The organism is Marinibium conchae, assembly GCF_015595035.1.
Lineage (GTDB): Bacteria > Pseudomonadota > Gammaproteobacteria > Enterobacterales > Alteromonadaceae > Glaciecola.
Window position 1 is genome coordinate 1,472,887 of the sequence record NZ_JADNRN010000001.1, and the last position, 26,501, is coordinate 1,499,387.

23 protein-coding genes, 1 tRNA gene and 1 other RNA gene are annotated in these 26,501 nt (G+C 42.2%); 9 read left to right on the top strand and 16 right to left on the bottom strand.

What is annotated here, in order from left to right; genetic code table 11:
- Window positions 1-109: 109 nt before the first annotated feature.
- A complete protein-coding gene (locus tag ISG33_RS06250) occupies window positions 110-262 on the top strand; it encodes a hypothetical protein (RefSeq protein WP_195732632.1) in 153 nt (50 codons plus the stop codon).
- Window positions 263-520: 258 nt separating this feature from the next.
- Here the strand turns inward: ISG33_RS06250 and ppsA are convergent, their stop codons facing one another.
- Entirely contained in the window at window positions 521-2,896 is a 2,376-nt protein-coding gene (gene ppsA / locus ISG33_RS06255) for a phosphoenolpyruvate synthase (RefSeq protein ID WP_195732633.1), read from the bottom strand.
- Between the two features lie 200 nt (window positions 2,897-3,096).
- On the opposite strand from ppsA, the gene ppsR reads away from it, so the two are divergent.
- Window positions 3,097-3,909 (top strand): posphoenolpyruvate synthetase regulatory kinase/phosphorylase PpsR, encoded by an 813-nt coding sequence (ppsR, locus tag ISG33_RS06260; protein WP_195732634.1) that lies wholly within the window; start codon window positions 3,097-3,099, stop codon window positions 3,907-3,909.
- On the opposite strand, the gene ISG33_RS06265 is transcribed toward ppsR, so the two are convergent.
- On the bottom strand, window positions 3,906-4,283 hold the full coding sequence (locus tag ISG33_RS06265) for an RnfH family protein (protein ID WP_195732635.1): 378 nt from the start codon (window positions 4,281-4,283) through the stop codon (window positions 3,906-3,908). The genes ppsR and ISG33_RS06265 overlap by 4 nt on opposite strands.
- Entirely contained in the window at window positions 4,283-4,714 is a 432-nt protein-coding gene (locus tag ISG33_RS06270; RefSeq protein ID WP_195732636.1) for a type II toxin-antitoxin system RatA family toxin, read from the bottom strand. Before ISG33_RS06270 ends, ISG33_RS06265 begins: the two co-directional genes overlap by 1 nt.
- Window positions 4,715-4,828: 114 nt before the next feature.
- On the opposite strand from ISG33_RS06270, the gene smpB reads away from it, so the two are divergent.
- The gene (gene smpB / locus ISG33_RS06275; protein WP_195732637.1) at window positions 4,829-5,299 is read left to right on the top strand and encodes an SsrA-binding protein SmpB; all 471 of its coding nucleotides are present in this window, start codon (window positions 4,829-4,831) and stop codon (window positions 5,297-5,299) included.
- A gap of 56 nt (window positions 5,300-5,355) precedes the next feature.
- Here the strand turns inward: smpB and ISG33_RS06280 are convergent, their stop codons facing one another.
- Window positions 5,356-6,084: a hypothetical protein gene (locus ISG33_RS06280; RefSeq protein WP_229333468.1), complete on the bottom strand. Its 729-nt coding sequence runs from the start codon at window positions 6,082-6,084 to the stop codon at window positions 5,356-5,358.
- 123 nt (window positions 6,085-6,207) lie between these two features.
- On the bottom strand, window positions 6,208-7,434 hold the full coding sequence (locus tag ISG33_RS06285; RefSeq protein ID WP_195733065.1) for an NADH:flavin oxidoreductase/NADH oxidase family protein: 1,227 nt from the start codon (window positions 7,432-7,434) through the stop codon (window positions 6,208-6,210).
- A gap of 174 nt (window positions 7,435-7,608) precedes the next feature.
- Between ISG33_RS06285 and ssrA the strand changes: the two genes are divergently transcribed.
- Window positions 7,609-7,966, top strand: a transfer-messenger RNA (tmRNA) gene (ssrA, locus tag ISG33_RS06290).
- A gap of 121 nt (window positions 7,967-8,087) precedes the next feature.
- Here ssrA and ISG33_RS06295 read toward each other — a convergent pair.
- On the bottom strand, window positions 8,088-8,969 hold the full coding sequence (locus ISG33_RS06295) for a transporter substrate-binding domain-containing protein (protein WP_195732639.1): 882 nt from the start codon (window positions 8,967-8,969) through the stop codon (window positions 8,088-8,090).
- Window positions 8,970-8,977: 8 nt separating this feature from the next.
- A complete protein-coding gene (locus ISG33_RS06300; RefSeq protein ID WP_195732640.1) occupies window positions 8,978-11,413 on the bottom strand; it encodes a bifunctional diguanylate cyclase/phosphodiesterase in 2,436 nt (811 codons plus the stop codon).
- Window positions 11,414-11,625: 212 nt separating this feature from the next.
- Here ISG33_RS06300 and ISG33_RS06305 point away from each other — a divergent pair, with 212 nt between their 5' ends.
- Window positions 11,626-12,351 (top strand): hypothetical protein, encoded by a 726-nt coding sequence (locus ISG33_RS06305; protein WP_195732641.1) that lies wholly within the window; start codon window positions 11,626-11,628, stop codon window positions 12,349-12,351.
- Window positions 12,352-12,499: 148 nt separating this feature from the next.
- Here the strand turns inward: ISG33_RS06305 and rpsO are convergent, their stop codons facing one another.
- The 6 genes from rpsO to rimP all read right to left on the bottom strand — a co-directional run bounded on the left by rpsO (window position 12,500) and on the right by rimP (window position 19,057).
- The gene (gene rpsO, locus ISG33_RS06310) at window positions 12,500-12,769 is read right to left on the bottom strand and encodes a 30S ribosomal protein S15 (protein WP_195732642.1); all 270 of its coding nucleotides are present in this window, start codon (window positions 12,767-12,769) and stop codon (window positions 12,500-12,502) included.
- 120 nt (window positions 12,770-12,889) lie between these two features.
- Window positions 12,890-13,846, bottom strand: a complete 957-nt coding sequence (truB, locus tag ISG33_RS06315; RefSeq protein ID WP_195732643.1) for a tRNA pseudouridine(55) synthase TruB — start codon at window positions 13,844-13,846, stop codon at window positions 12,890-12,892.
- A gap of 60 nt (window positions 13,847-13,906) precedes the next feature.
- On the bottom strand, window positions 13,907-14,299 hold the full coding sequence (gene rbfA / locus ISG33_RS06320; protein WP_195732644.1) for a 30S ribosome-binding factor RbfA: 393 nt from the start codon (window positions 14,297-14,299) through the stop codon (window positions 13,907-13,909).
- 113 nt (window positions 14,300-14,412) lie between these two features.
- Window positions 14,413-17,022 carry a translation initiation factor IF-2 gene (gene infB, locus ISG33_RS06325; protein ID WP_195732645.1) on the bottom strand — a complete coding sequence of 870 codons (2,610 nt, stop codon included), beginning with the start codon at window positions 17,020-17,022 and terminating at the stop codon, window positions 14,413-14,415.
- Window positions 17,023-17,046: 24 nt separating this feature from the next.
- Window positions 17,047-18,549, bottom strand: coding sequence for a transcription termination factor NusA (nusA, locus tag ISG33_RS06330; RefSeq protein WP_195732646.1), 1,503 nt, complete (start codon window positions 18,547-18,549; stop codon window positions 17,047-17,049).
- Between the two features lie 49 nt (window positions 18,550-18,598).
- The gene (gene rimP, locus ISG33_RS06335; protein WP_195732647.1) at window positions 18,599-19,057 is read right to left on the bottom strand and encodes a ribosome maturation factor RimP; all 459 of its coding nucleotides are present in this window, start codon (window positions 19,055-19,057) and stop codon (window positions 18,599-18,601) included.
- Between the two features lie 514 nt (window positions 19,058-19,571).
- On the opposite strand from rimP, the gene ISG33_RS06340 reads away from it, so the two are divergent.
- From ISG33_RS06340 to ISG33_RS17215, 3 genes are all read left to right on the top strand, one after another.
- Complete coding sequence (locus tag ISG33_RS06340) at window positions 19,572-19,874, top strand: 4a-hydroxytetrahydrobiopterin dehydratase (RefSeq protein ID WP_195732648.1); 303 nt, start codon at window positions 19,572-19,574, stop codon at window positions 19,872-19,874.
- 164 nt (window positions 19,875-20,038) lie between these two features.
- Window positions 20,039-20,115, top strand: a tRNA-Met gene (locus tag ISG33_RS06345).
- Window positions 20,116-20,437: 322 nt separating this feature from the next.
- On the top strand, window positions 20,438-20,944 hold the full coding sequence (locus tag ISG33_RS17215) for a prepilin-type N-terminal cleavage/methylation domain-containing protein (protein WP_195732649.1): 507 nt from the start codon (window positions 20,438-20,440) through the stop codon (window positions 20,942-20,944).
- A gap of 93 nt (window positions 20,945-21,037) precedes the next feature.
- Here the strand turns inward: ISG33_RS17215 and ISG33_RS06355 are convergent, their stop codons facing one another.
- Together ISG33_RS06355 and ISG33_RS06360 are read right to left on the bottom strand one after the other, a co-directional pair.
- On the bottom strand, window positions 21,038-23,707 hold the full coding sequence (locus ISG33_RS06355; protein ID WP_195732650.1) for a TonB-dependent receptor domain-containing protein: 2,670 nt from the start codon (window positions 23,705-23,707) through the stop codon (window positions 21,038-21,040).
- A 206-nt stretch (window positions 23,708-23,913) separates the two neighbouring features.
- Window positions 23,914-24,357, bottom strand: coding sequence for a MaoC family dehydratase (locus tag ISG33_RS06360; protein ID WP_195732651.1), 444 nt, complete (start codon window positions 24,355-24,357; stop codon window positions 23,914-23,916).
- Between the two features lie 126 nt (window positions 24,358-24,483).
- Here ISG33_RS06360 and ISG33_RS06365 point away from each other — a divergent pair, with 126 nt between their 5' ends.
- Window positions 24,484-25,383, top strand: coding sequence for a LysR family transcriptional regulator (locus tag ISG33_RS06365; protein WP_195732652.1), 900 nt, complete (start codon window positions 24,484-24,486; stop codon window positions 25,381-25,383).
- Window positions 25,384-25,450: 67 nt separating this feature from the next.
- Here ISG33_RS06365 and ISG33_RS06370 read toward each other — a convergent pair whose 3' ends face one another.
- Window positions 25,451-26,359, bottom strand: a complete 909-nt coding sequence (locus tag ISG33_RS06370) for an ABC transporter substrate-binding protein (RefSeq protein ID WP_195732653.1) — start codon at window positions 26,357-26,359, stop codon at window positions 25,451-25,453.
- Window positions 26,360-26,501: the final 142 nt, after the last annotated feature.

Sequence of the window (26,501 nt, forward strand, 5' to 3'; positions counted from 1 at the left end):
ATAGCGTATATTTAGTGTTGTGGGTAGTTTAAACAAGAGAGGATAAATTCGTGAGGGGCCTCACTATTTCACTATTGTGCCCTTCAACCATATGAAATTGGAGTAAACAATGAAAAAATTTTTAAAGAAAGTATTCAAGAAACGTCATCCATATGCGCCTGTCGCATTCCTAGGTAGAAAAGCCGTTGAAGGTTCAATGGGCTGCAAAGTAGTTAAAACTAAAAAGTTATATAAAATCATACAGCAGGAACAAGCACGTTAAAACGGCTTGTTACGATTGCACACATATCTTCAGTACTTCTGCTTGCCGGACTCATGCTGTTGAGCATTAGTACCCGCCAGCGAAACACCTACTGAGAAAAACACGCCGCTGCTTGTAAATTGGAGCCAGAAAGCTGGACGCTTTTTTCTATCGCAGAAAGTTCTAGCAAACTGCAGCTGGTAAGGTGATCTCAAATAAAAAGGGCTGATTATGATACATAACCAGCCCTTAAGCCCTCTGTCATTAGGCTTTGAAAATCTAGCCGTGCTTCTCAGCAAGATATAACCAAGTTTCTACGACGGTATCAGGGTTTAACGATACTGAATCGATGCCCTGCTCAACCAACCAAGCGGCAAAATCTTCGTGATCCGAAGGCCCTTGCCCACAGATACCAACGTACTTACCTCTTGCTTTGGCAGCTTTTATCGCCATAGCCAACAGTGCTTTTACAGCATCATTTCTCTCGTCGAACAAATGCGCAATTAAACCTGAATCACGGTCAAGACCGAGTGTTAGCTGAGTTAAATCATTCGAACCAATTGAGAATCCGTCAAAGATATCTAGGAACTGATCGGCCAGTAAAGCGTTCGAGGGAAGTTCACACATCATAATAACGCGCAAGCCATTCTCACCTTTTACCAAGCCTTGCTCCGCAAGTAGCTCAATGACTCTTTGACCTTCTTCTAAAGTACGAACGAATGGGATCATAATTTCGACATTAGTTAAGCCCATATCATTACGAACACGTTTTATAGCTTCGCACTCTAGCGCAAAACAATCCCTAAAATCTTCAGAGATATAACGACTAGCACCACGGAAACCAAGCATCGGATTTTCTTCATCTGGCTCATATTGATACCCGCCTACCAAGTTAAAGTATTCGTTGGACTTGAAGTCAGACATGCGAACGATGACTTTTTTCGGAGAGAAAGCTGCACCAATAGTAGAGATACCTTCAACCAGTTTTTCAATGTAAAACTCAGTTGGTGAGGCATACCCGGCGATCATCTCAGAAATTTCTTCCTTTAACTCGCCAGGCTGGTCGTCGAAATTCAACAGTGCTTTAGGATGCACGCCAATCATCCGATTAATAATAAATTCTAGGCGAGCAAGACCAACACCTTCGTGTGGCAATCTAGCAAAATCGAAAGCTCTGTCTGGATTACCTACGTTCATCATAATGTCGAGCGGTAAATCGGGCATAGAATCGATACGCGAGGTAATAACCTCAAAATCAAGCTCTTGGCTGTAAATGTACCCGGTATCTCCCTCTGCACAGCTTACGGTGATTGAGTCACCCGCTTGGATGCTATCAGTTGCGTTACCACACCCTACAACCGCTGGTATGCCCATTTCACGTGCAATAATCGCTGCATGGCATGTTCTTCCGCCTCGATTGGTGACAATCGCAGACGCTTTTTTCATAATTGGTTCCCAGTCTGGGTCCGTCATGTCTGTTACCAAGACATCACCCACTTCAATCATGTCCATCTCAGCAATAGAGCCAAGCACTTTAGCCTTGCCTGCACCAATCTTGTGGCCTATCGCGCGCCCTTCACAAACGACTTTCGTAGCGTCACCTTTCAGTTGGAAGCGCTCAATTACTTGCATATCTTCACGACTGCGAACTGTTTCAGGGCGAGCTTGAACGATATAAAGTTTACCGTCAGCACCGTCTTTTGCCCATTCAATATCCATTGGACGCTTGTAGTGTTGCTCAATGATCTGCGCTTGTTTTGCTAGCTCCATCACTTCATCGTCAGTTAACGAGAAGCGCATACTGTCAGTTTTTTCGATGTCGACAATATCAACCTGCTTGCCATGGGCGAGGTCGTCGGAATAAATCATCTTAACCAGCTTACTGCCGAGGTTTCGTCTTACAATCGCAGGTTTGCCCGCTGCAAGAGTTGGTTTATGTACGTAAAATTCATCTGGATTAACTGCGCCTTGAACAACCATTTCGCCTAAACCGAAAGAACTTGTTACAAACACCACGTCTTCGAATCCCGACTCTGTATCGATGGTAAACATCACGCCAGAAGATGCGATATCACTTCTCACCATGCGCTGAATACCGGCAGATAAAGCAACGCCTTTATGGTCATAACCTTGGTGAACGCGATAAGAAATAGCTCTATCGTTAAACAATGACGCGTAAACGTGTTTTATCGCGACAAGGACTGATTCATAACCCTTTACATTCAGGAATGTTTCTTGCTGACCAGCAAAACTAGCATCCGGCATATCTTCAGCAGTTGCAGATGACCTGACAGCAAAAGACGCTTGCTCACCTGCATCACCTTGCAGTGTTGTAAAAGCAGATTTTATTTCGTCTTCCAAGGTTTTTTGAAATGGCGTATCGAGTATCCATTGACGAATGTTCTTGCCGGCCTCGGCCAGAGCGTTAACATCGTCTACGTCGAGAGCGTCCAATACTTCATGTATTTTGGCTTCTACTCCACTTTGTTCTAAGAATTGATTAAATGCATATGATGTTGTCGCAAATCCACCTGGAACTTGTACTCCTGCATTTGACAGGTTAGATATCATTTCCCCTAACGATGCGTTTTTACCACCCACACGGTTTACATCATCCATGCCCAACTCTTGATACCATAGTACGTATTCTTGCACTGCTAAAGCCTCCAGCTCATTTATTTGCCGATAAGATTTGTCACTTTGTGTTGTAACAAGGTATGTTAATTTTCAAGCCAAGCTTCAAAACCTTAAATAACAGTTTACTTTGCTCAGGCGAGATTCTAAATTGAGCGCTACATGAAAGTAAAATTTTATTTTTTTTCGTAAGAAACTTACAACAATGTTAAGGAGATGTTGTGCGCGCTGCTTTTTATATTTCTGATGGTACAGCCATTACCGCTGAAGTTTTTGGACATGCTTTGCTTTCATTATTCCCCGTAGAATTCCAACATATTACGATTCCTTTTGTTGAAACCGAACAACATGCACAAGAAGTGTTGGATCAGATAAAGCAGCATTTTGATGAAACGAATGAACGACCTTTGGTTTTTTATACCATGGTTAACAGCGAAATTCGAAATCTGATGAGTCATTCTGTTGGTATAAATTATAATTTTTTAGATCAATTTGTGGCACCGCTCGAAAAGATCATTGGGGTACCGTCGAAACCGGAGAAACATCGAACCCATAGTATCCATGAGAAGACGTATGACATTCGGATTGAAGCCGTAAACTATGCTTTAGCAAATGATGACGGCAGCAACCTAAAAGACTATCACGAAGCCGATATAATTCTTGTAGGCGTCTCGCGTTCTGGAAAAACACCCACTAGCTTATATCTGGCATTACAATACGGTATAAAAGCAGCGAACTACCCTTTTACAGAAGATGATATGGGAGACATTCTAAAACTTCCATCAACACTCAAGCGTTTTAAGAAGAAGCTTTTTGGTCTTACTATTGAGGCTAATCGTTTGCATCAAATTCGTTCAGAACGCAAAGCCAACAGTCGTTATGCATCAATGCAGCAATGTCGAATGGAGCTACGTGAAGTCGAAAACCTATATAGAAAGGAAAAAATCCCCTTTCTCAATAGCACTAAATTTTCAATAGAGGAGATATCTGCGAAAATACTAGCTACCACTGGATTGCAACGCAGAAAATACTAGTTTTTGGAAGTGTCGTTGATGCTCGCTTTTTTGGGTCTAGTTGATTTTGCGTTAGAGGGCCTTCCGCCTGTTACTTTATCGGCACGCCCCTCTTCTTTGGCCTTTTCAGCACGCCGTTTCCTAACCTCTTTCGGGTCTGCAATTAATGGGCGATATATTTCTATTCTATCCCCATCTGAAAGCACTTGTGACAGTTTACAGCTACGGTTCCACACTCCTACTTTACTTTTTTCAATATCAATAGAGTAGATTGATAATATCCCGGATTGCTGTATCGCTTTCTCAACGGTGGTGCCCTCGTCGACGGAGAGAGACAATAGCGTTTGTTTCTCTGGTAGCCCATAAACTACTTCAATATCAATAACTGTAGACACTATCCGTAAACCTCTTTGGCACGCTGACTAAATGCATTTACCATGTTGTTTGCTAAGGCGTTAAAAATTTTGCCAAAGGCTAACTCCATTAACTTATTGGAAAACACAAAATTGAGCTTTAATTCTATCTTGCAGGCATCGTCTGACAAGGGGGTGAATGTCCAACCGCCAGTTAGCGATTTAAAAGGACCGTCGGATAAGTCCATGACTATTTTTGCATTTTTAATCAGGGTATTCTTGGTTGTCAGTGTTTGACGAACACCCGCTTTCGACAAGACCATAGACGCAAGCATATGTTCGTCGCTTTGCTCTAATACCGTGCTTTTTTCACAACCAGGAAGAAAGTCTTCATAGGCGTTAACGTCGTTAACTAAAGCAAACATTTGTTCTGTGCTATAGGCAACTAATGCATTTCTTTCAATACTGGGCATTGTTTACTAAACCGGCTAATAAATTGTCCATAGTTTATCATTGAAAACAAAGAAATACAGAAGGAAAATGTAAGTTGTTCAAGACAAATTCAAATGGCCTGATATAATGGCAACATGAAAAAATCTCAAAATAACAATAATACAATCGCGTTGAACAAACGTGCAAAGCATGAATTTCATTTTATCGATAAATTTGAAGCTGGCCTTCAGCTTCAAGGTTGGGAAGTAAAAAGTATTCGTGCCGGTAAAGCTAACATCACCGACAGTTATGTTTTTATCAAAGACGGCGAAGCTTATGTGAGTAACATTAACATAATGCCATTAAATCAAGCGTCAACTCATGTTATCAGTGATCCTACCCGTGTACGTAAGCTGCTTCTGAAAAAGCGAGAAATAGAGGAACTAATGGGTGGTCTTGACAGAAAAGGGCTTACCATAGTGGCAACAGCCATGTACTGGAAGGCCTGTTGGGTAAAACTTGAAATTCAGCTTGCTAAAGGTAAGCAGGAACATGACAAACGTGACGCCGTGAAAGACAGAGACTGGGCTCGCACCAAAGAGCGCATGATGAAGCACAGCGCTTAAACAGCCAACAGCTTATGTTGGCTCAACGTTTATTAATACGGTTATTGCCCTAATCATCAAAAGGATTTATTAAACCGTAAACCAAGATTGTGGTCGCGTGTGCCGTTGCTGACACCTGCTAAATACCTAAACTCATACTTCATGCCACCTATTGTGCCGCCTATCATAGGCCCAATTTGATGGCTTTGACTATTGAATGAACCAAACTCACCAATGGTGCCGTAGTCGTTAAACATTTCCATACCGATTGTTAAGCCATTTCCGATTTTTTTACTTACACCAAAACGCGTTTCTAATGCCGTGCCATCATCTGCATTGTCGCTGCCAAACTGCCACGCGCTGATAATGATTCCACGTAGCCGAATTCCATTCGAAAGATCCCATTGATTCGTCCAGTTTACAGCAAACTCTTCGGGGCTATCGCTGCGCCTTGCCCTAATATCGAAGCGTAAACCACTCGACCACATGCCATCTACTTCTTTCTTTTTAAAGTTGTAGAGCATTTCAGCACGAATGTATTCAAATTGAAGGTCACCGCGGTCGCGATATTGAAGTATAACTCGGCCACGAAACTCATCATTAAACGCATGTTGATAATGAGCTCGATATGCCCAATTATCCACTTGCCCGTCTTCGTCACTAGGCGAGAGTGCAATTCTTAGTTGGCTACTCTTTTCACCCGCTTTCACACTAGGACCATGCACACCTGAGGTATTTGATGCCATACTCCCTGCAGATAGACCAAGTAGCAGCACGCCTAATACATATGTCGAAAACCTTTGCAATTGAATACCCTCTTTTAAATAAACAATGTAAAGCTACCTAACCCACAGTGTAGACTGAATGCTTGGCTCTGCAGCTATAATTCGCAATGGTATAATATGCTTACCAGCACCATATAGATTACTTTAATTATCAATATATTGTTTTCTATAACGTTTTGTTAAGGATGCTTTTCTCAATTGGTCTAACAGTAAACTCACAAATGCAAACGATCCTCTAGACGTTTTTAAGCCATTACCTAAACGCCTTAATTGTCGCTTAACTAAAGCCATATTTGCCAATCCCGCTAGCGTTTTGTCTTTCCACTGCGTCGCCGGAATAAATCCTTCGTAGTGTTCATCTACTTGCCATTTGTTTACCAAAGCAGGGTCGTAGGCAAGTGCGGAAGCAATTCCTACAAGTTCCATACCACTACTTACTACTTCATTAGCAACCGACAAACGTTTTATGCCCCCAGTAGTCATTATTGGTCTTGTTGAGAATTGCGCAATTTGCTTTGCAAAGGCTAAAAAATATGCCTCTCGAGCAAGTGTTCTCTCGTCTCCACTTTTACCCTGCATTGCAGGTGCTTCGTACGAGCCACCTGATAGTTCAATAAAATCAACGTTTGTTTCATTAAGTCTCTTTACAACCTCAATTGCATCATCAACATCAAAGCCGCCCCGTTGAAAATCAGCCGAGTTGAGCTTGATGCCAACAATGAAATCATCACCACATGCTTTTCTCACGCCATAAAACACGTCGAACAATAGTTTAGAGCGACCAGCAATATCACCGCCCCACTCGTCTGTGCGTTTGTTAGTATTTGGAGATAAAAATTGACTAATTAAATAACCGTGGGCAGCATGAATTTGAACACCATCGAAGCCTGCCTTTTTTGCATTAAGTGCCGTGTCGCAAAAACGTTGTACGAGGTCACATATTTCATCTGTAGCCATGGCTCGAGGCGCTTCGAATAAAGCATTGTGTTTCCCCATATTAAGCGCAACATTTGATGGGGCGAGTACTTTCCCACCCATGCTTTTAAAGACCTGACGGCCAGGGTGATTTATTTGCATAATAACGTTAGTGTCGTTTTGTTTTGCGCACGTTGCCCACTCAGAAAAAGAGCTCAAGTCTGTGTTTTTTTCAAGCACAACACCACCAGGACCGGTCATAGCCAATCTATCAACCATAACATTGCCGGTTATAATCAAGCCAACGCCTCCACTCGCCCAACTCGCATACAGATTCTTTAATGCGGTGCCCGGTAATTGATTTGGCTCGGCCATGTTTTCTTCCATGGCTGCTTTTACAAAACGGTTTTTTAATAGAGCGCCGTTCGGCAGTGTGCAAGGCGTAAATACTCTCATCATTACTACTTTAAATTCATTAATATCATTACTCTCTCATATTATGCAGTTTATTCAAGTTGCCCCTATTTATCGATACCTATAAGCAAAGGTTCATGAATCTCTCCGTCCTTAATTTTCTGGTAAAACTCGATGTTTATTTACTTTGAATATGCTATATTTGACGCTTATCTCGGGGCTGCTCTGGATTCGACAGGATTCAATGATGCTTGAGGTGCATGCAGAGGTGCGGTTGGCCTCTTTAAAAAGCCGCAAAAAAATAGTCGCAAACGACGAAAACTACGCACTAGCAGCTTAATAACCTGTATAGGCCCTTCCACTCAAGCTTTGGTCACTAGCTGAGGTTCGGAAGGTCATACTAATGACCTAGCGAGGGATGCTTGTCTAAGGCTGAACCGCGAAATAGTATTAGGCCAGTCCGAAGGAACCCTGTTTGTCGGGGTCTGTAGGATTAAATAAATGACAAACTAAGCATGTAGTACCAATGGTTGACGCTTTCTGGACGCGGGTTCAATTCCCGCCAGCTCCACCAATTAAACAAAAAAGACGCTATCGCGTCTTTTTTTGTGTGTAAAACTTATTGATGTTTACCGCAGGGACTTTTTGCTTCTACTATAGCTGGCTTAGCTACGATCTGAATCTCAAAAACACAATCACAAATCGTTCAACTGAAACCAAAGCTGAGGGTCTTTGTACTCTATTTCATCAGGAAAGTCGGGGTTCTCAAGCTCGAAGATCGCTTTGTCTTTCATGTTGGCTTGCTCAATATAATGTGCATAGTAGGAATAAAATAGCTCATTGAACTGACCATTAACAATAATCGCGTTCATCCCCTTGCGTATTCGTGCAAATAGTTCTTTATTGTTCGGAGCCAAATAGAATAAATCGACAGCCTTATAGCGAAGCATAAGATGTCCTAAGGCACTGAAATCATAACCATCTGCCTTGTGGTATTCAATTTCATCTGCGACTTCATGCAGTCCTCGAGAGAAAAAATCGAAGCGGCCGTGATGTAGCATTTTAAATAATTGCTCGTAGTCAGACCCTAAAACCATAGCGTCAAAATTAGACTTCATCACTGCTAAGTCTTGCCAATCGGCACCAAAGGCTGTTCTGAATTTTTGTAAGTCCTGAAGACTTTCCACACTTTCAAAACGAGCGACGTCAGCTGTATTCACCATTAGGAGCCTCCAGCCCAAGAGGCCTTTGCGCAATGGCACTTTAATCGCCAGAAATCTATCATTATTACTTGCAGTGGCAGGTAACCAGGCTATATCAACTTGTCGATTCAATAAAGCTTGCTTGGTTCGTTTCTGATTAAAAGGGCCAACGGCTTTTAGAGCGCATTGACCGAAGTCTGCTTCAGTTGCTTTGAGAATTGCTTGTAGCAACTCCAAGGGATAATCGTTCCTCGTATCGATCTCTGACTGCTTAGCAGGATAGCTTATTTCGCAACTAGTATTTGCTCTACCTTGTGCTGATGCTAGTAAAACAAAAAGAGTCAACACCAAGGCAAGTAGCTTATTCATGCTCATTATCACTCTCAAAGTTTTGACACGTCCTGCAACATGGGTGGCTCAAAATATTTTTTAATAAAAACCTCTGGTGTTATTGGTCTACTGAAATAGTAGCCCTGCAACAAATCGTTACCATTTGCTCTTAACCATTCGACTTGTTGTTCTGTTTCTACACCTTCAGCAACAGTCACAAGGCCTAAATTTTTTGCTAATTGAATGATAGACAGTACCAAGTTTTCATCTTGTTTGTCGACGGTGATGTCATTTACAAAAGACCGATCAATTTTGAGCTTATCAACAGGCAAGTCTTTTAAGTGACTCAACGAACTGTAACCTGTACCAAAATCATCAAGAGAAAAGCTAATCCCGAGCTTTTTCAGCTCTAGGATTTTCGCGATAGTATCCTCCATGTTGTCCAACGCTACACTCTCAGTGATCTCGAACTCAAGAAAGCAGCCCTTTACACCGTGTTTCTTCAGTACTTCAGTCACTTTGGCAATAAAGCTATTATCAGCGAGCTGCTTGCCACTAATATTCACGGCGATCCTAAAATTGCTATGAAGATTTCCGGTCAGTTTCAGCGATGCGATTAACTCACAGACCTTATTTAGCATGCGCTCGCCCACATCTATAATCAACGCACTTTCTTCGAGAAAGGGAATAAATTGGTCTGGAGCGATAATGCTGTCGCCTCGATTCCAGCGGATAAGAGCTTCAGCACTAACAAGCTTCTTACTATTCGAATCAACAAGCGGTTGCAATACGAAAAAGAATTCGTCATTAAACATCGCATTGGAAATATCTCTTTCTAGCTTCAACAACTCTGCCGCTTCAGTCGCCATTTGATCTTGGAACAGTGTTGCGCAGTTTCGGCCACTCTTTTTCGATTCGTACATCGCTGTATCAGCGTATTGTAAGATTTCATCGGCAGTTTCAAAACCAGGTTTAAATACGACAACTCCCAAACTCGCAGACAGGTTGTATCGATGTAGCCCTATATCTATTTCTTTGTTGATACACTGACGAAGCTTTTCAGCCAATTCTAATGCTGTTTTATTGGCAATCGCTCTATTGTTGGAAAGTTGCTGGCTATAGCAGAGGAATTCATCCGCACCTAATCGTGCTATCAGCCCGATGTCTTGAAATTCTAGTGTCAATCGCTCGGCTAATTTCACAATTAATTGATCACCAACACTGTGACTTAAGGTGTCATTTATCCGCTTAAATTGATCAAGATCAGCCAAAATAGCAACATTAAATTGAGTACCGCTGTTGCTAATATTTTGAACATTTAGAATTTCATACACTCTATTGCGGTTAGGTAAATTCGTTAATGAATCATAATATGCTAGGTTCTCGATTCTTTCTTCGGCATCAACACGTTTAGTAACGTCATTTGCAATGATCAAAATACTTTGACCATCGTAGGTATGAAACTTAACCATCGACATTTCCATCACGCATTTCATTTTATGCGAGTCGAAAGCTTCAATAATTGATACTTCCTTCCTATTATTGTCATTAGTAAACTGATTTATCTTTCTAACCAAGCCAGGATCAATTGGCTCAATAACCTCGGCAGCGCCTTTCCCTTTTAAATCGAAAATACTGTGCCCATAAAATGAAGCTGTCGCTTTATTCGCAAAAACAAATTTTCCTTTGGCGTCAATTGAAAATATGATCGCTGGTGCGGTGTCTAATATTAAGCGGAAACGTTGACTGCGCTGGGTGAGTAGAATTTGCCCAGTTGCAATTCTGTCAAGTAGATCATTCGCAGAATCAATAATTTTACCGAACTCATTTTTCTCATGTCCTTTTAACTGACTAATTGACTGATCGGCAATTGAGGAAGTATTTACACGTTCAAACCTATTTGCCAATCTTACCAATGGTGCGGCAAGCATAAAATGGTAGAGTAGTACTAAGGAGAATGAAATAAGCACATAGCCTGTTAACGAGATTGCAAACGTACGAACGGCTCTGTCGTACACATCATAATGAGCGATGTGATTGTTAACCCTAACAATGAGCTTTCCGTAATTTTTGGCGATGTCGACGGAGGCATTGGGTATTAGCTCGTCGTAATATAGAAGCACTGTTGAATCATAAAACTCTTCGTCTAAAAAAAACGATAATAAGGGATAGTGTCTTGTGGGTTGCACATTTTCGGCTTCAGCAAGAATATTACCCGAATCGTCTTCTATCGCGACATAAACAAAATAATCAAAATAAGTGAGACCCTTAATCACTATTTCTGCAAGTTCATCGTCTATTTTCCATACAGCATTACTTGCTTGATCTTTAATTGAACCAATAGTTGACTCTAGTGACGCATTTACCGCTTTTGAACGTGCTTTGAAATCGACATAAGTCTGAAAGAAAGACATAGCAAACCCGAGCGTTAACACCAATACTAAAGTGCGAGCTCCAAGCTTAAAGGAGATTTTGTCAAATAGTTTCATTTATTCGATGCATATCAAAAGTTGAAGGTCAATATATTGCATAAAAGTATAGCTGTCTATACCTTGCTTCCTGCAATGAGCATTAATAAGTATACCTAACTAGCGACATAGGCGCCGTTTAGAGACTATATATTAAGCAAAATTAGGCATGAATATTTGACAGATTTGCTTTAAGATTAACGGTAACTCGAATAATAGAAATATCTACAATTATGTCTGACAAAGAACGTGATTTCGCCCCCATTAACATAGATGTTGACGAACGTCGGCCAATTGGATCTCGACAAAATTCTCCTGTCGCATCTACCGCATCACAAAGTGGCTCAAACATTTTTACATCAATAGTATTAGTTATAGCTATCGCCGCCTGTGCGGGTGCAGGCTATCTATATACTCAACTTGAACAAGCAAAGACAGAAGCGCTTCGCACTGACTCTCGTTTACAGTCTTTAGAGCAAAAGTTATCTGCGACAGGTGAAGAAATGGGTAACTCTACCGTTGCTCTGCAAGTTAGAGTAAACGAACTCGCTGGTAAAACAGAAGAGTTGTGGGAACAAATGGACCAGTTGTGGGCGTCAGCATGGCGCAGAAACCAGGAGGAAATCAAAAGCCTCGATAAAAATGTAGCAAGTCTGAAATCGGGCAGTGAGAGTAGTCTAGCGACTATCCGTAAAGACCTAGAGTCAGCATCAACAGATGTTCAGCAAATGCTTAATCGCATCAACGGGCTCAACGAAAAACTTTCAGCCCAGGCAAATGACATCCTTGCCGCGAGTGTCAATGCCGAGCAAGCTGACAGTAAAGTGCAAGCTCAAACAAGGGAGCTGAAAAAGTTAGATGATAAAATCAAACTACTAGAATCGAGAAACACCTCACTTCTGAACAAAATATCAGACCTTGAGGCTTTACTTCAAGAGATTGCAAAGAAAACAGTCTAAGGAGTAAAGGTCGTAATATCGCAGTTGCTCGTATGGAGCATGACTCATTAATAGAGTAGCTGCCTTATTGTTGCTAGCCTAACGACATACAACTTACAGACACAAAAAAAGCACCCTTCGGTGCTTTTTTTGTGTTTCAGAACCTGTCTTAACGACGAAGTCCTAAACGCTTAATGAGGTCTTGATAACGCTCAACATTCTTACCTTTCAAGTAATCAAGAAGCTTTCTACGCTGGCTTACCATACGTAACAAACCACGGCGTGAATGGTGGTCTTTCTTATGATCTTTGAAGTGACCCTGAAGCTTGTTTATGTTGTTTGTTAATAGAGCAACTTGTACTTCAGGTGAACCTGTATCACCTTCTTTGATGCCGAATTCAGCAATGATAGTTGCTATTTCTGTTGTAGTTAGTGACATAATTTTCTCCAATAATAATAGAGTTTAAAAAACAGTGCGCCGATCACTAATTCAGCAGCACTAACTTGAGAGCGCGTATTATACTGAGAGCTAGATTTTTAACAAGCTCTTTAGCTAGATTTAACCAAAATAGTCTTCTTTATAAACCACCGAGCGTTTGGGCCAATATTCATTTTCTCTGTCGACGCTAGCGATACCGAAGAATTTTAAGTCCGATTTCCTGTAGATCCTTGCCAAGGAACCTAGCGCCAGCTCACTTTGATGGGTAATAGGCTGGCCATGAAGAAAATCATCGATGCTTTGGTCACTGGCTTGCAATTCAGGTAAAGACAGCACCGCCGTGTCCATCGGCATAAGCAAAGCATCCAATTTATCGAAATTACGCATTGAGCGATCGATAGTGAGATCTTCCGATAAGGAATTCAAAGCTTCAATCGTCATCATATTTTCTGCAGGATAATCAGCCACAGCCGTTCTTCTCAACATTGTGACATGCGCACCACACTTCAAGTCTTGGCCAATATCATCAACTAGTGAACGAATATAGGTGCCTTTTGAACAGCGAACCTCCATATCAATTTCGTTTTTATCAAAACGTAAGAGTTTCAAAGAGTAAATGTTGATATCGCGAGCTTCTCTGGGTACGACTATTCCCTGACGGGCGTAGGAATAAAGTGGCTTACCTTGATACTTAAGTGCGGAAAACATCGAAGGCACTTGCTTGATGCGGCCTCTGTAATTTTCTAAGACGGTATCGAGCTGCGCTTGCTCAATATTCACCTCTTTCGTTTCAATAATCTCGCCATCGGAATCTGAGGTGTCAGTTCTCTCTCCCAATTTCGCAGTAACAATATAGGTTTTATCTGCATCAAGAAGAAATTGAGAAAATTTTGTCGCTTCACCTAAACAAATAGGCAACATACCTGTTGCTAGAGGGTCTAATGCTCCGGTATGCCCCGCTTTTGCGGCACCATACAAACGTTTTACTTGCTGTAATATAAAGTTTGAAGACTCACCCGTGTACTTATCAACCAAAATTACACCGTTGATTGCTCTACCTTTCTTGCGTCTTGCCATATATCGTTGTTACTCACTTCACTTATTTTTTAAAGAAAAAGACGCGAAAAATAGACACTACTACTCTTCCTCATCCTTTCCTGCTTTTTCATTATCTTTTGCTCTAGCTTCATTCACTAAAGTAGAAATACGGATACCTTCTGTGAGTGACTCATCTCTGAAAAAGTGCACCGCTGGAACGGCTCGCATTCGTATGCGTCTTGCTAAAATGCTACGAATAAAGCCCTTAGCCTCTTGTAATCGCACAAGGTCTTCTTTAATTTTATCTTCGTCTGAACCATAAAAAGTGACATAAATTTTAGCGTGCGCCAAGTCGCGTGATACGTCCACAGAGGAAATGGTGATCATGCCCACTGTGGGCTCACGATGTTTAAATTCGTTTTGCAAGATACTCGCTATTTCTTTATGAACCTGCTGACTAACGCGGTCCGTTCGAGAAAATTCTCTAGCCATTATTATCTCCAATTAAAAACAAAGCTATCGACTAGCTTTGCCTATATGAAAAAAACGGAGGCCTAAAGCCCCCGTTTCGTTTATAAATCAACGTTAATCAGCAGTGCTGAAGTTTAGATTTCTCTTTTAACCTCAACGATTTCAAATACTTCTATTTGATCGCCTACCTTAACATCGTTGTAGTTCTTAACGCCGATACCACATTCGATACCTTTCTTAACGTCTTGAACATCATCTTTAAAGCGGCGCAATGACTCGAGTTCGCCTTCATAGATAACGACGTTATCACGAAGAACGCGGATCGGATTGCTACGCTTAATAGTACCTTCGGTTACCATACAGCCGGCAATAGCACCAATCTTCGGCGACTTAAATACGTCACGAACTTCTGCAAGACCCATGATTTCTTGTTTGAATTCAGGTGCGAGCATTCCGCTCATTGCTTGCTTCACTTCATCAATAAGTTCATAGATGATGCTGTAATAGCGAAGGTCAATTTCTTCAGCTTCTATCATACGGCGAGCAGTTGCATCGGCACGTACATTAAAACCAACAACGATGGCACTTGAAGCCGCTGCTAAACTCGCATCAGTTTCAGTAATACCACCCACACCACTACCAACGATGTTCACTTTAACTTCATCTGTAGACAGCTTTATCAGACTTTCTGATATTGCTTCAATCGAACCTTGAACGTCGGCTTTAAGAACGATATTCAACTCACTTACGTCACCCGACTCCATGTTGGCAAACATGTTTTCAAGTTTCGCTTTCTGTTGTTTCGCTAGCTTCAATTCACGCTGTTTGGTATGACGCTTCGAAGCAACTTCTCGAGCTTTACGCTCGTCGTTCACGACTAAAGCATCTTCACCAGCAATTGGTACACCCGACAAACCTAACACTTCGACTGGTGTAGAAGGGCCGGCAAGCTTGATTTCTTTACCATTTTCATCGCGCATTGCACGAACACGGCCGTATTCTTCACCACAAAGCAGGATGTCACCGGCTTTTAATTCACCTTCTTGAACTAAGACAGAAGCCACAGGGCCACGGCCTTTATCAAGACGCGATTCAATTACTATCCCTCTAGCGGGGCCTGAGGCAACCGCTTTAAGGTCAAGTAATTCGGCTTGGAGAGCAATCGCTTCTAATAGTTCGTCAATACCCATACCTGTTTTAGCAGATACAGCAACAAACTGATGCTCACCACCCCATTCTTCAGAGATAACTTCCAACTGCGATAATTCAGTCTTCACTCTGTCGGGGTCTGCAGCTTCTTTATCCATCTTGTTAACAGCAACAATTAATGGCACACCAGCAGCACGACTATGTTGAACAGCCTCTTTCGTTTGCGGCATAACACCATCGTCGGCAGCAACAACAAGAATAACAATATCAGTTGCTGTTGCACCACGAGCACGCATGGCGGTAAACGCGGCGTGCCCCGGAGTATCTAGGAAAGCAATTCGTGCATTTTCAGTTTCAACACTGTAAGCACCAATATGCTGAGTAATACCGCCCGCCTCGCCATCTGCAACCTTTGCACGACGAATATAGTCAAGTAGTGAGGTTTTACCATGGTCAACGTGACCCATGATTGTCACAACAGGTGCACGGGTAACTTTATCGCCTTGCGATGTATTAGCAATCAAATCATCTTCAAGCGCATTGTCGTTAACGAGTTCGTATTTTTGACCCATTTCTTCAATCACTAGCACCGCAGTGTCTTGGTCTAATACTTGGTTAATCGTCGCCATCTCACCCATTTTCATCATGGTTTTGATAACTTCCGTACCTTTCTTAGCCATTCTGCTCGCTAATTCGCCGACTGTGATAGTGGCACCTATTTTAACGATACGCTCAACAGGTTGGGCCGGCTTGTTGAAACCATGCTTAAGGTCTTCACCAGCATTACGTTTCGACTTTTTACGACGACGCGAAGAACGCTCAACTTGCATATCTTGCTCATCTTCGGCTTCTTGTGCGTATCTGTTAGAGTGTAAGTGTACGTCTTCAGCTTCCTGCTTCTTACGACGTTCTTCTTCCTCTTTCCAACGTTTATCATTTTCTTCAGCAAGTTTGCGTGCTTCCTCAGCTGCTTTCTTAGCATCTTCTTCAAGCTTACGCTGTGTCTCTTCTTCTTGCTGCTTCTTGATACGCTCAGCTTCTGCACGCGCTGCTTCCTGAGCTTGTTTCTCTTCGTCAGACAAAGTTGGCTCGTTCTTTTTACGCTCTTCGGCTTCTTTCTTCGCTTTCTCTGCACGCGCAGCACGTTCAGCTTCTTGTGCTTTTCTCGCTTCTGCAGCTTTTTTCGCTTTTTCTTCCGCCGCCGCTTTTGCTGCCTCAGCAGCTTTTTGCTCAGCTTCTAATTTAGCTTTTGCTTCAGCCGCTACTCTAGCAGCTTCTTCTTCAGCTAAGCGCTGTTCTTCAACATCAGTTCGCTTAACGTAGGTACGCTTTTTACGAACTTCAACTTTTACAGCTTTAGATTTACCTAAACTTATAGTGCTGGTAGTTTTGCGTTGAAGCGTCATTTTCTTTGGCGCTTCAGAACCACTACCACCATGCGATTTACTCAAATGATCGAGTAATGTCTTTTTCTCTTCCTCAGTAACGTTATCGCCTGCGGCTTTTGTTACACCAGAATCTTTGAACTGCTGAACCAATCGATCAACGGTTGTACCAATGTCTGCGGCGAGTTTTTCTATGGATACTTCTGCCATATTTTTTACTATCCCCCTGTTGACCTATGCTTCACTTTCTTCACTGAACCAAACGATGTTACGCGCAGCCATAATAAGCTTACCAGCGGTTTCTTCGTCTAATTCTTCAATATCACTTATTTCGTCGGTACCTTGCTCAGCAAGGCCTTCCAAATCAGTTATTCCTCTACTTGCCAGTACGAAAGCAACGTGCTTATCCATACCGTCAAGGTCTAACAGCTCTTGGGTCGGTTCTGACCCTTCAAGTGATTCTTCATTTGCTAGCGCACGAGTTGTTAACCATGCTTTAGCTCTGCTTCTTAATTCTTCAACGGTATCTTCGTCTAAGCCATCAATCGCTAGAAGCTCGCCTACAGGAACATAAGCAATTTCTTCTAATGACGTGAAACCTTCATCGACCAATACAGAGGCGAAATCTTCATCAATATCCAAGCCTGTGGTAAACACGTCTAATACTTTCGCATTTTCTTCTTCGTGTTTGCTGTTAAGGTCTTCAACTGTCATCACGTTCAATTCCCAACCAGTCAACTGACTCGCTAAGCGCACGTTTTGGCCACTTCTACCAATTGCTTGGGCTAAGTTATCCGACTCAACTGCAACATCCATGGTGTGAGAATCTTCATCAACAACAATCGACGCTACTTCGGCTGGTGCCATGGCATTAACAACGAAAGAAGCTGGATTCTCATCCCACAATACAATATCGACACGCTCACCGCCTAATTCACCAGAAACGGCCTGAACACGAGATCCGCGCATGCCTACACAAGCGCCGACAGGATCAAGACGTTTATCATTGGTTTTCACTGCAATTTTCGCTCTTGCGCCTGGATCACGCGCAGCAGACTTGATTTCCAAAGTTTCTTCAGCAATCTCAGGTACTTCAAGTCTGAACAGCTCGACCAACATATCTGGATGAGTACGACTAATAAATAACTGCGCACCACGAGCCTCAGGGCGAATAACATACAGCAAACCACGCACTCTATCGCCTGGACGAAAGGTTTCACGAGGAAGCATGTCGTCGCGGTAGATAACACCTTCAGCATTGTTACCCAAATCGATAATAATGTTGTCGCGATTCACCTTCTTAACCGTTCCAGTAACCAACTCACCAACACGATCTTCGTACTCAGCAATCATTTGAGCGCGCTCAGCTTCACGAACCTTTTGAACAATAACTTGTTTAGCGGTTTGTGTCGTTATGCGGTCGAATGCCACTGACTCTATTTGATCTTCAACATAATCACCAAGTTGAATGTCAGGCTCGTCTATTTGTGCAGCTGACAATGTCATTTCTGCATAAGGGTTTTCTTGTTCTTGGTCGTCGGCTATGACTAACCAACGACGGAAAGTATCGAAATCACCAGTTTCACGATCAATCTCAACACGTACTTCTATTTCGCCTTCATTTTTTTTCTTAGTGGCACTCGCTAGAGCAAACTCCAACGCTTCAAAAATCTTCTCTCTTGGCACTTGCTTTTCATTAGATACGGCTTCAGCCACCAATAAAATTTCTTTACTCATCTTATAAGCCTCACAGCATGTTTCACTTGGAAACAAACACTCCTACTAGTTAATCGAAATTCGGAACCAAATTGCCTTTCTCTATATTAGCAATGGCCAAAGAAAATTCGTCGTTATCCACTTTTATTAAAATACTGTCATTGTCGCATTTTAATAAAAGACCTTTGAAGTTTCGTCTACCGTCTTGCGGCAACGATAACTTCACAGAAACCGTTTCACCTAACACTGCTTCATAATGAGCAGCCTTAAATAACGGTCGATCCATTCCTGGAGATGAAACCTCCAAGTTATATTCAGTATTGATTGGGTCTTCTACATCTAAGACCGCACTCACTTGATGACTCACATCTGCGCAATCATCAACATCAATGCCATTTTCATGGTCGATGTACACTCTCAAAATTGAATGTTTGCCAGCACGCACAAACTCAACACCCACCAGTTCAAAACCCAAGGCCTCCACTGGCGCCGTTAACATGTCAGTTAATTTTCGCTCTAACTGCGACAAATCTACACTCCAAAAACAAAAAAAGGGCATTTCGCCCATACTTCAAGTAATCAAACACTGCTTATTAACGCTCGGCTAACAAACAGAAGACACAAAAAAGCTCCGGTCAAGCGGAGCTCACAATTACTACTTGTATTGCTCGACAGCCTAAAGCTCGTCGAACGCTTGACCTGAACGCTACTGTGTTGGCATAGATAACACCGTAGCAATATGCTTGGTATCAACTACATTAACAGGGAGCCCGTTCCTAAACTTGCGACAAGTATAGCGTTGATGAAAAGCATTTACAAATTTAACTGCCTTACTACGACGATATTAGTAATCAGGTATATTCTCCAGCACAAAAAACTGTAAACGCTGTCTTACTCAATTGCACCGTCAAATTACTTCATCACTTAGCTATTTCTAGCATTCCCACAAGAGCTTACTATAATTCCGTAAAATATACGCATACGCAATCTATCTATGCGAAGAATGTTATCAAAGTACAATACGAATAAAATAAGGAAAGGATATGCCAGAGAAATACAGCCCAGAACAAATTGAGGAAGCGTTGGCAGAATTAAATGCTAACTTGGCAAGTGAAGAACGATGGACAATTACAAACGCTAAACTGTGTAAAACATTCAGGTTTAAAAGCTTCATCAGAGCATTTGGCTGGATGACGCAAATTGCGATATGGGCTGAAAAGTTAAAACATCATCCGGAATGGTTTAATGTCTATAATAAAGTAGAGGTTGAACTCACTACTCACGACGCCGACGGTATAAGTGAGCTTGATTTTAAACTTGCCTCAAAAATGGAGTTGCTAAAATAGGTGATTTATTCAGCCTGAGGGCAAGCTAAGAACAGTTAAATGATTATAAAACATACAGTTTTTGCTTTTTTTAATCTTTTTTCAATTCTACGGTTGCCAAGTCATTTTTGCTATGTATAATACGCACCACTTGAGACGGCCAAGTCGTCACAAACCAGAACAATCGCGGGATGGAGCAGTCTGGTAGCTCGTCGGGCTCATAACCCGAAGGTCGTAGGTTCAAATCCTGCTCCCGCAACCACATTAAAGCCTCAGCATATGCTGGGGCTTTTTTATTTCTCTTTATTCTCGCTCTCTTAATTCTCGCACTCTTAATTCTCGCACTCTTAATTCACGCACAGTCTATGCAACCAGTCTTATTGACTACAGCTCTATAGCAATTGGCGAGCGTCTTCACACTGCACACTTTATTCTTTACTCTCCATACCAAGCTAGGAATAAAAATACCTTTAATAATTTACTACGAATTATAATATTGCTCATAAGCAATCTGACACTATCTACGTTTTGAATAGCTTGTCTATGTCGCACAAGTCGCAGTATTAAACTGATAAAGGAGCTCAATGTTAAACAGCAAGGGATTCACCCTAATAGAATTAATTATTGTCATTGTTATACTCAGCTTATTGGCCCTTGTCGCACTTCCGCGTTTTTTGTCTTTTGGTAGCGATGCTAGAATAAGTTCTCTTAACGGTATTGCCGCTCAATTGCGAGCCACAACCCAGCTTGTGCAAGCTAAGGCCAGAGTGCAAGGCCTGAGAGCATCGACTGTTAACCCCGGTGGCTTACAAGACAATTTTCTCGTAGATTTCGGCTACGCCAGTGCTGAGGTGATGTTTAGTAACCTTTGCCCTGAAAGCATTGCCGAAAATGGCGACCGTCTACGACTTCTCGATTTCGTCAACACCTCCTTTACCGATGACATCAGCACACGGGTCGATAATCGCTACACGCTAATTGGCTATGATGTTCCCAGTACTGGCGTCCCACTTAATCAGGGTTGTTATATATTATACGACTCCTTTGCAACGCCAAATTGCACAATAGAGCTTGTGACCGACGACTGCTGAGATTTCTTGCACTCCTTAAATTACAACTACTCGCCAATAAAAAAACCCAGCGAGCGCTGGGTTTTTGGTGCTAAGTTCAAACATTAACGCATGCTAAAACTGCATGGCTAAACGCGCATAAATTTGACGACCACGAGGGTCATGTACCTTTGAATCAAATCCGCTGTTTGTAAATACTTGAGGCGGGTTTTCATCAGTTAAGTTTATGCCACCTATAGTCAATACATAATCAGCTTCAGTTTCCATTAGGCTACCTAAGTCAACATTAAATTGAGCGTCGAAAGTGGTATGGCTATCAATTTCAAGAAAAGCACCACTTGCATCTACATTTTGATCATCATCATAAGCGCTAATATGGCGAGCAAAAATATTTGCAGAATATGCTTCATTCTTCCAATTCAAACCCACATTGAACCGAAGTTCGGGGCTGGAAGTTCCGATGTTATTGAAGTTTCTCGACCCTGCACCTTCAATTGCCCCTGCTTGCGGGTCAACAAGATCATACTTAGTAATGAAAGTGGCGGTCACGTTTGGTGTAAAGGTACCCACATCACTTTCTAATTTATAACTAGTGACCAAATCAAAACCGGAAGTTTTCAGCTCACTGGCGTTTACGTAGGTTGTATTAACTTGCAACAGCGGTCCGTTAAGAGGGTCTCCAGCACGGATGACTCGGTTCGTGTCCTGTGGATTAGCATTTAATATTGCCTGAAAACTCTCTTGTATGATCAAATTTTCAAAATCAAAGCTCCAATAATCAAGCTCTACCGACAAATCATCGATGGGCTCAAAAGAGAAACCAATGTTGTATGCCGTAGACTCTTCAGGAACGAGTTCTTCGTTACCCGTTGCTCTGGCGGCAGCGAAAGCCGCTGCTCCGGTTAGCGGATCTACCATTTGATTCAGTGAGGTCGCACCACCATCTCGTTGAAAGATAGAAGGCGCTCTGAACGAAGTTGAAATAGAAGCACGCAAGGATAAATCATCCGAAACACGATAGGTAGCAGCTAGTTTAGGGTCAATAGTATCGCCGGTTGTGCCGCCGTAATCCTCATAGCGAAGGGCAACTTGCACGTCTAAATCATCAGTAACTGGCAAGGCTAATTCACCAAAAAGTGCAACAACATCTTGCTTACCGAATATATCGGCATTACCAATAACGAAAGCAAAACGGTCTTGATTCGACAAGTCATCGTAGTCTTGCGTTAAGTCCTGATAGCGATATTGTGCGCCAACTGCCAAGCCAGCGGCTCCGCCATCCATATCGAATAACTCAGTTGATACGAAGGCTTCGACTACTTCTAAGTTTGCTTCTGAATCAATTTCTTGGCGAGCCGTAAACGAATCGATAACAGACTGAGTGTTGGGTGTTATAAACGACGAGGAAAATGGATTAAAATACTCACATCCGCCCTGCCCTGGCGTGCCTGTAACAGGATCACAATTCACGCCACCAAAACCACGTAAAGCATTCTGAAATTGCTGCGCTAGGGTATCGCGAACTGTAAAGTAAAAGTCGTTTCTAGCTGCCGTGTAACTGACTTCCCAGAAACCGGAATCAAGTTCACCCTGCACCATAGTGCTGAACCTAAAAGTATCTGATTCTGTGCGCGCGGGATCACCAGGCTGCCCATTGCCTAACTCCCGACCAAAAAAGGATACTGGGAAACCAAAGAAGTTATTCGGATGGTCAGCAGGTACCGTTGGCAAAGTTAGAATTGGGAAACTAGGTGAGCCACCACGCTCAGCTCTGTTTCTTGCGTAACTCACCTCAGTGATCCACTCTATCTCGTCGCTTACGTCATAAGTACCTCGAAAATAAGCATTAACACGGGTTTCATCAGGTACAAATGAGTAGGTTGAACCAAAGTCAAAGCCACAGAAACCAACATCCGTACCACCTGGACCCACGCCAGCCGGAGCCAATAGAATTGGCGAACCACCAAAGGTAGAGCAACCCGGATCGATTATCGGTGTAGGCGCAGCCGTTATTGGCGGTAATATGAAGAATGCACCAGGATTACCCAAAGAACTTGTATCGTCTTGTGGTCTAGCGAGTCTTCTGTCTGAGGTAAACAATGGCGAACGATTGGTGTAACTCACTGCAGCCATTACACTGCTATTATCGCCCACCGCGCCCCAAAGACCTTGAATAACATACTCTTTATTATCGCCGTGAGCACCATCTTGATAATCCAGAGACACAGAGGCGCCTTCATAGTCTTTTTTGGTAATGAAGTTAACAACACCAGCGACAGCGTCAGAACCATATAAGGCTGAGGCACCATCTTTAACAACTTCCATACGACCAATGGCAATCATTGGCACTAGTGAACTTGTGTCGACGAAATTAACACCACCATTATTGGGCTGAGAATTAACTACTTGCCGTTTGTTATTGAGAAGAATGAGGGTAGATGCCACCCCTAAACCTCGAAGGTTGATATTCGAGGTTCCGGCTGTTGCATTTTGCGTAAATGCGTCTGGTGTGTTCTCCGCCCCCGTATTAATAGTTAGCGTTTGTGTGATGTCACCGATGTTTTTTGCACCGATTGCGTCAATCGCTACGCTATCAACAATGGCAAGTGGCGATGGTGAATCGAAGTTCTCACTTCGCCTCACAAAACTGCCTGTTACTAGAATGAGTTCAACTTCCTTGGCTTCTTCGTTTTCTGTTTCTTGAGAAAGCGCAATCGTTGGATATGCGAATAACTGTGAAGCAACAAAAGCAGCGATAGCTGTTTTTTTAGCGGTAAATTTCATATTGTTCCCCAAATTCCGTCATTCTTTGAATCCAGCCAAAACACGGAAATTATCATTATTAATATGTTGTGGGCGACGAAAAACACGCCACTCAACACTGATAGTAGAAGGAGAGCTTCAATTTGTAAATAAAATGTTACTGATATGTAAGTATTAGCATATCGCATGGTCTGACCAGACTTGACAGGCCATAAAATAATATGACGCTATTTACTGATTAATAGCATCAGAAAGCTACCTATTAACGCAGGCTTAGCTCTGTTTTTGATATCGACTTGCACAGCCACCTTGTATAAAAGCCCCGTCGCTTTTTGTTCAATACTTGTCACTTCAAAACCGTAACGTAGCTCATCATTGACTCTGACCGGTTCAAGAAAGCGCAGATTATCGATGCCATAATTCAGCATGGTATGGGTGCGAGGATCGACCGTCACAACTTGATCTAACATTTTTGGCATTAAGGATGCCGACAGAAAGCCATGAGCTATAGTTGTTTTGAATGGACTCTCTCTCGCACAACGCTCAGCATCAATATGTATCCATTGATGATCCTGTGTTGCATCGGCGAACTCGTTGATGTTGTCTTGGCTAACTGAAAACCACGGAGTACTTGGTAACTTATCACCTGTTTTTAATTGCGAAAATTCCATATTAGTCCTATTTTTATTATTCAGTTTAATTGAATTCGATTTATACTATCATTTATATTAATGTTTATTTGAAACAACTTGTCGAATTAAAAATAACAATATCGGATTATAGGGAGCAATTATAAAGTGAATTTAAACCGAATCGACCTTAACTTATTTGCGGTGTTTGATGCTATATATACCGCAGGCAGTTTAACCAAAGCCGCAGACGTCTTATGCATTACGCAGCCTGCAGTGAGCAACTCTCTGGCTCGGCTTCGCGAAATGTTGAACGATCCACTTTTTGTTCGCACTGGACACAGCATGACTCCCACGCCCGTTGCGCAGAATATAATCGGTCCGGCTAGGGATGCGCTTGGTCTGTTACGAAAAAGTGTCCAAGAGTCTCACGTATTCGACCCAAGCACAGCGCAAAAAGCATTCAATTTCGCCAGTCGCGACTTATTAGAAGTTAGCATTATGCCCCGTTTGATGGCACGGCTACAGAATTGTGCTCCCAACGTCACGCTGACAAATTATGAAATAGCGCGCACGAATGTCGTGTCAGCGATGGCGAGTGGCAGCTTAGACTTTTTCGCCGATGCATCAACCTTTACTGACCCTCACTTATTGAAACAGAAAATAGCCTCAGATCGCTTTGTAGTGCTAGCAAGAAAAAACCATCCCGAACTCAAAAATGGCCTAACACTAGAGACTTTCTTGAAGCTTGGTCACATTAATGTTTCACATCGCAAGAAAGGCGCTGGCCCAATCGACATTGAGCTAGATAAAATGGGGAAAAAACGAAAAGAAGTTATGCGTGGCCAACACTTTTTAACGGTGCCCAGTGCCATTGTGAAGACTGACCTCATTGCCTGCCTCCCATATCACTTGGCGAAACACTACGATTTGGCTATTTATGAATTGCCATTTGAATGTTCGGAAATTGAATATTACTTGTACTGGCATGTTAGCGCCGACCATGATTACGCGCACATGTGGATGCGAGAACAAATTCAAGAAGTGGCCAAAACCTATAACCATTGATTAGGCCACTATTTGTGATTGTACTATTTAGTGAACATTCCAATCTTGAATGCTAAAGAACAAGTGTTTATTCAAACAAAACATTGGTAGCGATTTCTTCAGGGGCTAGTTTCACTAGCTCTAGCTTTCGCTCGTGTAACCAGTCTAAAAATATGGACACTTTTGTTTGGTCAATATAGCCCCAACGACCTTGATCAGTAAAAGCATCAATAGACATTTTCAGCGCTGCCAGCAAGTCTATTTCACTGTCGGTGCTTGGCACGTACTGACGAAACATCTTCGCTGCACTTTCAGGGTTTTCACAAGCATACAAGTAGGCTTTTTGTGTTGCCTGAATGAAGGCTTTATATTCTGATTTTTTAGTCTTTAACATCGCTTCATTTGCAGCAATAACCGGCGAATAACTATAGGGCACATTGAATTCTGCAAGAGAGAAATAATTCATCTTGTAATCGCTTTGTTCAACATGCACGCCTTCCCAATTGAGGAATATCCAAGTTGCATCAACTTTATCATTTAATAGCTCATCCCAAATCTCAAGTTTGTTTGGGTAGGAAAGCTTGATATCGCCACTGCCACCGTCGTTACGCACTAACTGTCTGACGATTTCATCCTCATAGCGAGCTTCATAAGATGCGTAAACTTTCCCATCAAGGTCTTTGGGTGAACTTATTCCGCTATCCGCTTTGACCACAATTGCACTTAAGTCTTGTTGTAAAACAGCCGCCACAGCAATTAATTTGAATGGTGAAGATTTAGTCTGATAACTAATGGTGCTCTCGGTCGGACACAAAGCAAAGTCAGCGAGTCCGAGCTCTACTTTTTTAGCAGGGGTAAGCGAATAGTTATCTTCACTTGGGTCAGTAATAGATACTTGTAGACCGTATTCTTTGTAATAACCTAACTCTTGAGCGATGAAAAAACCAATATGGTTGATGTTAGGTGTCCAGTCTAAGGCGAGGGTAATGCTTGCCATAAAATTCTCCATGATTTTATTAAAACGAATGTTTTTGAGCAGTAAAAAAAGTCGATGCCATTCGACAATCTCTATTTTAGTTGCTTTACAAAGAAAATGTATAGGCGCTTTTAATCTATTTTCGTCAGCCTGCAATAAGCAT

Coding starts and splice junctions, on each gene's coding strand:
- ISG33_RS06370 (WP_195732653.1), bottom strand. CDS start 26,359: ATGGCAAGCATTACCCTCGCCTTAGACTGGACACCTAACATCAACCAT.
- ISG33_RS06355 (WP_195732650.1), bottom strand. CDS start 23,707: ATGAAATTTACCGCTAAAAAAACAGCTATCGCTGCTTTTGTTGCTTCA.
- ISG33_RS06295 (WP_195732639.1), bottom strand. CDS start 8,969: ATGAGCATGAATAAGCTACTTGCCTTGGTGTTGACTCTTTTTGTTTTA.
- smpB (WP_195732637.1), top strand. CDS start 4,829: ATGAAAAAATCTCAAAATAACAATAATACAATCGCGTTGAACAAACGT.
- ISG33_RS06250 (WP_195732632.1), top strand. CDS start 110: ATGAAAAAATTTTTAAAGAAAGTATTCAAGAAACGTCATCCATATGCG.
- ISG33_RS06305 (WP_195732641.1), top strand. CDS start 11,626: ATGTCTGACAAAGAACGTGATTTCGCCCCCATTAACATAGATGTTGAC.
- ISG33_RS06300 (WP_195732640.1), bottom strand. CDS start 11,413: ATGAAACTATTTGACAAAATCTCCTTTAAGCTTGGAGCTCGCACTTTA.
- ISG33_RS06340 (WP_195732648.1), top strand. CDS start 19,572: ATGCCAGAGAAATACAGCCCAGAACAAATTGAGGAAGCGTTGGCAGAA.
- ISG33_RS06360 (WP_195732651.1), bottom strand. CDS start 24,357: ATGGAATTTTCGCAATTAAAAACAGGTGATAAGTTACCAAGTACTCCG.
- infB (WP_195732645.1), bottom strand. CDS start 17,022: ATGGCAGAAGTATCCATAGAAAAACTCGCCGCAGACATTGGTACAACC.
- ISG33_RS17215 (WP_195732649.1), top strand. CDS start 20,438: ATGTTAAACAGCAAGGGATTCACCCTAATAGAATTAATTATTGTCATT.
- rpsO (WP_195732642.1), bottom strand. CDS start 12,769: ATGTCACTAACTACAACAGAAATAGCAACTATCATTGCTGAATTCGGC.
- rbfA (WP_195732644.1), bottom strand. CDS start 14,299: ATGGCTAGAGAATTTTCTCGAACGGACCGCGTTAGTCAGCAGGTTCAT.
- truB (WP_195732643.1), bottom strand. CDS start 13,846: ATGGCAAGACGCAAGAAAGGTAGAGCAATCAACGGTGTAATTTTGGTT.
- nusA (WP_195732646.1), bottom strand. CDS start 18,549: ATGAGTAAAGAAATTTTATTGGTGGCTGAAGCCGTATCTAATGAAAAG.
- ISG33_RS06270 (WP_195732636.1), bottom strand. CDS start 4,714: ATGCCCAGTATTGAAAGAAATGCATTAGTTGCCTATAGCACAGAACAA.
- ISG33_RS06285 (WP_195733065.1), bottom strand. CDS start 7,434: ATGAGAGTATTTACGCCTTGCACACTGCCGAACGGCGCTCTATTAAAA.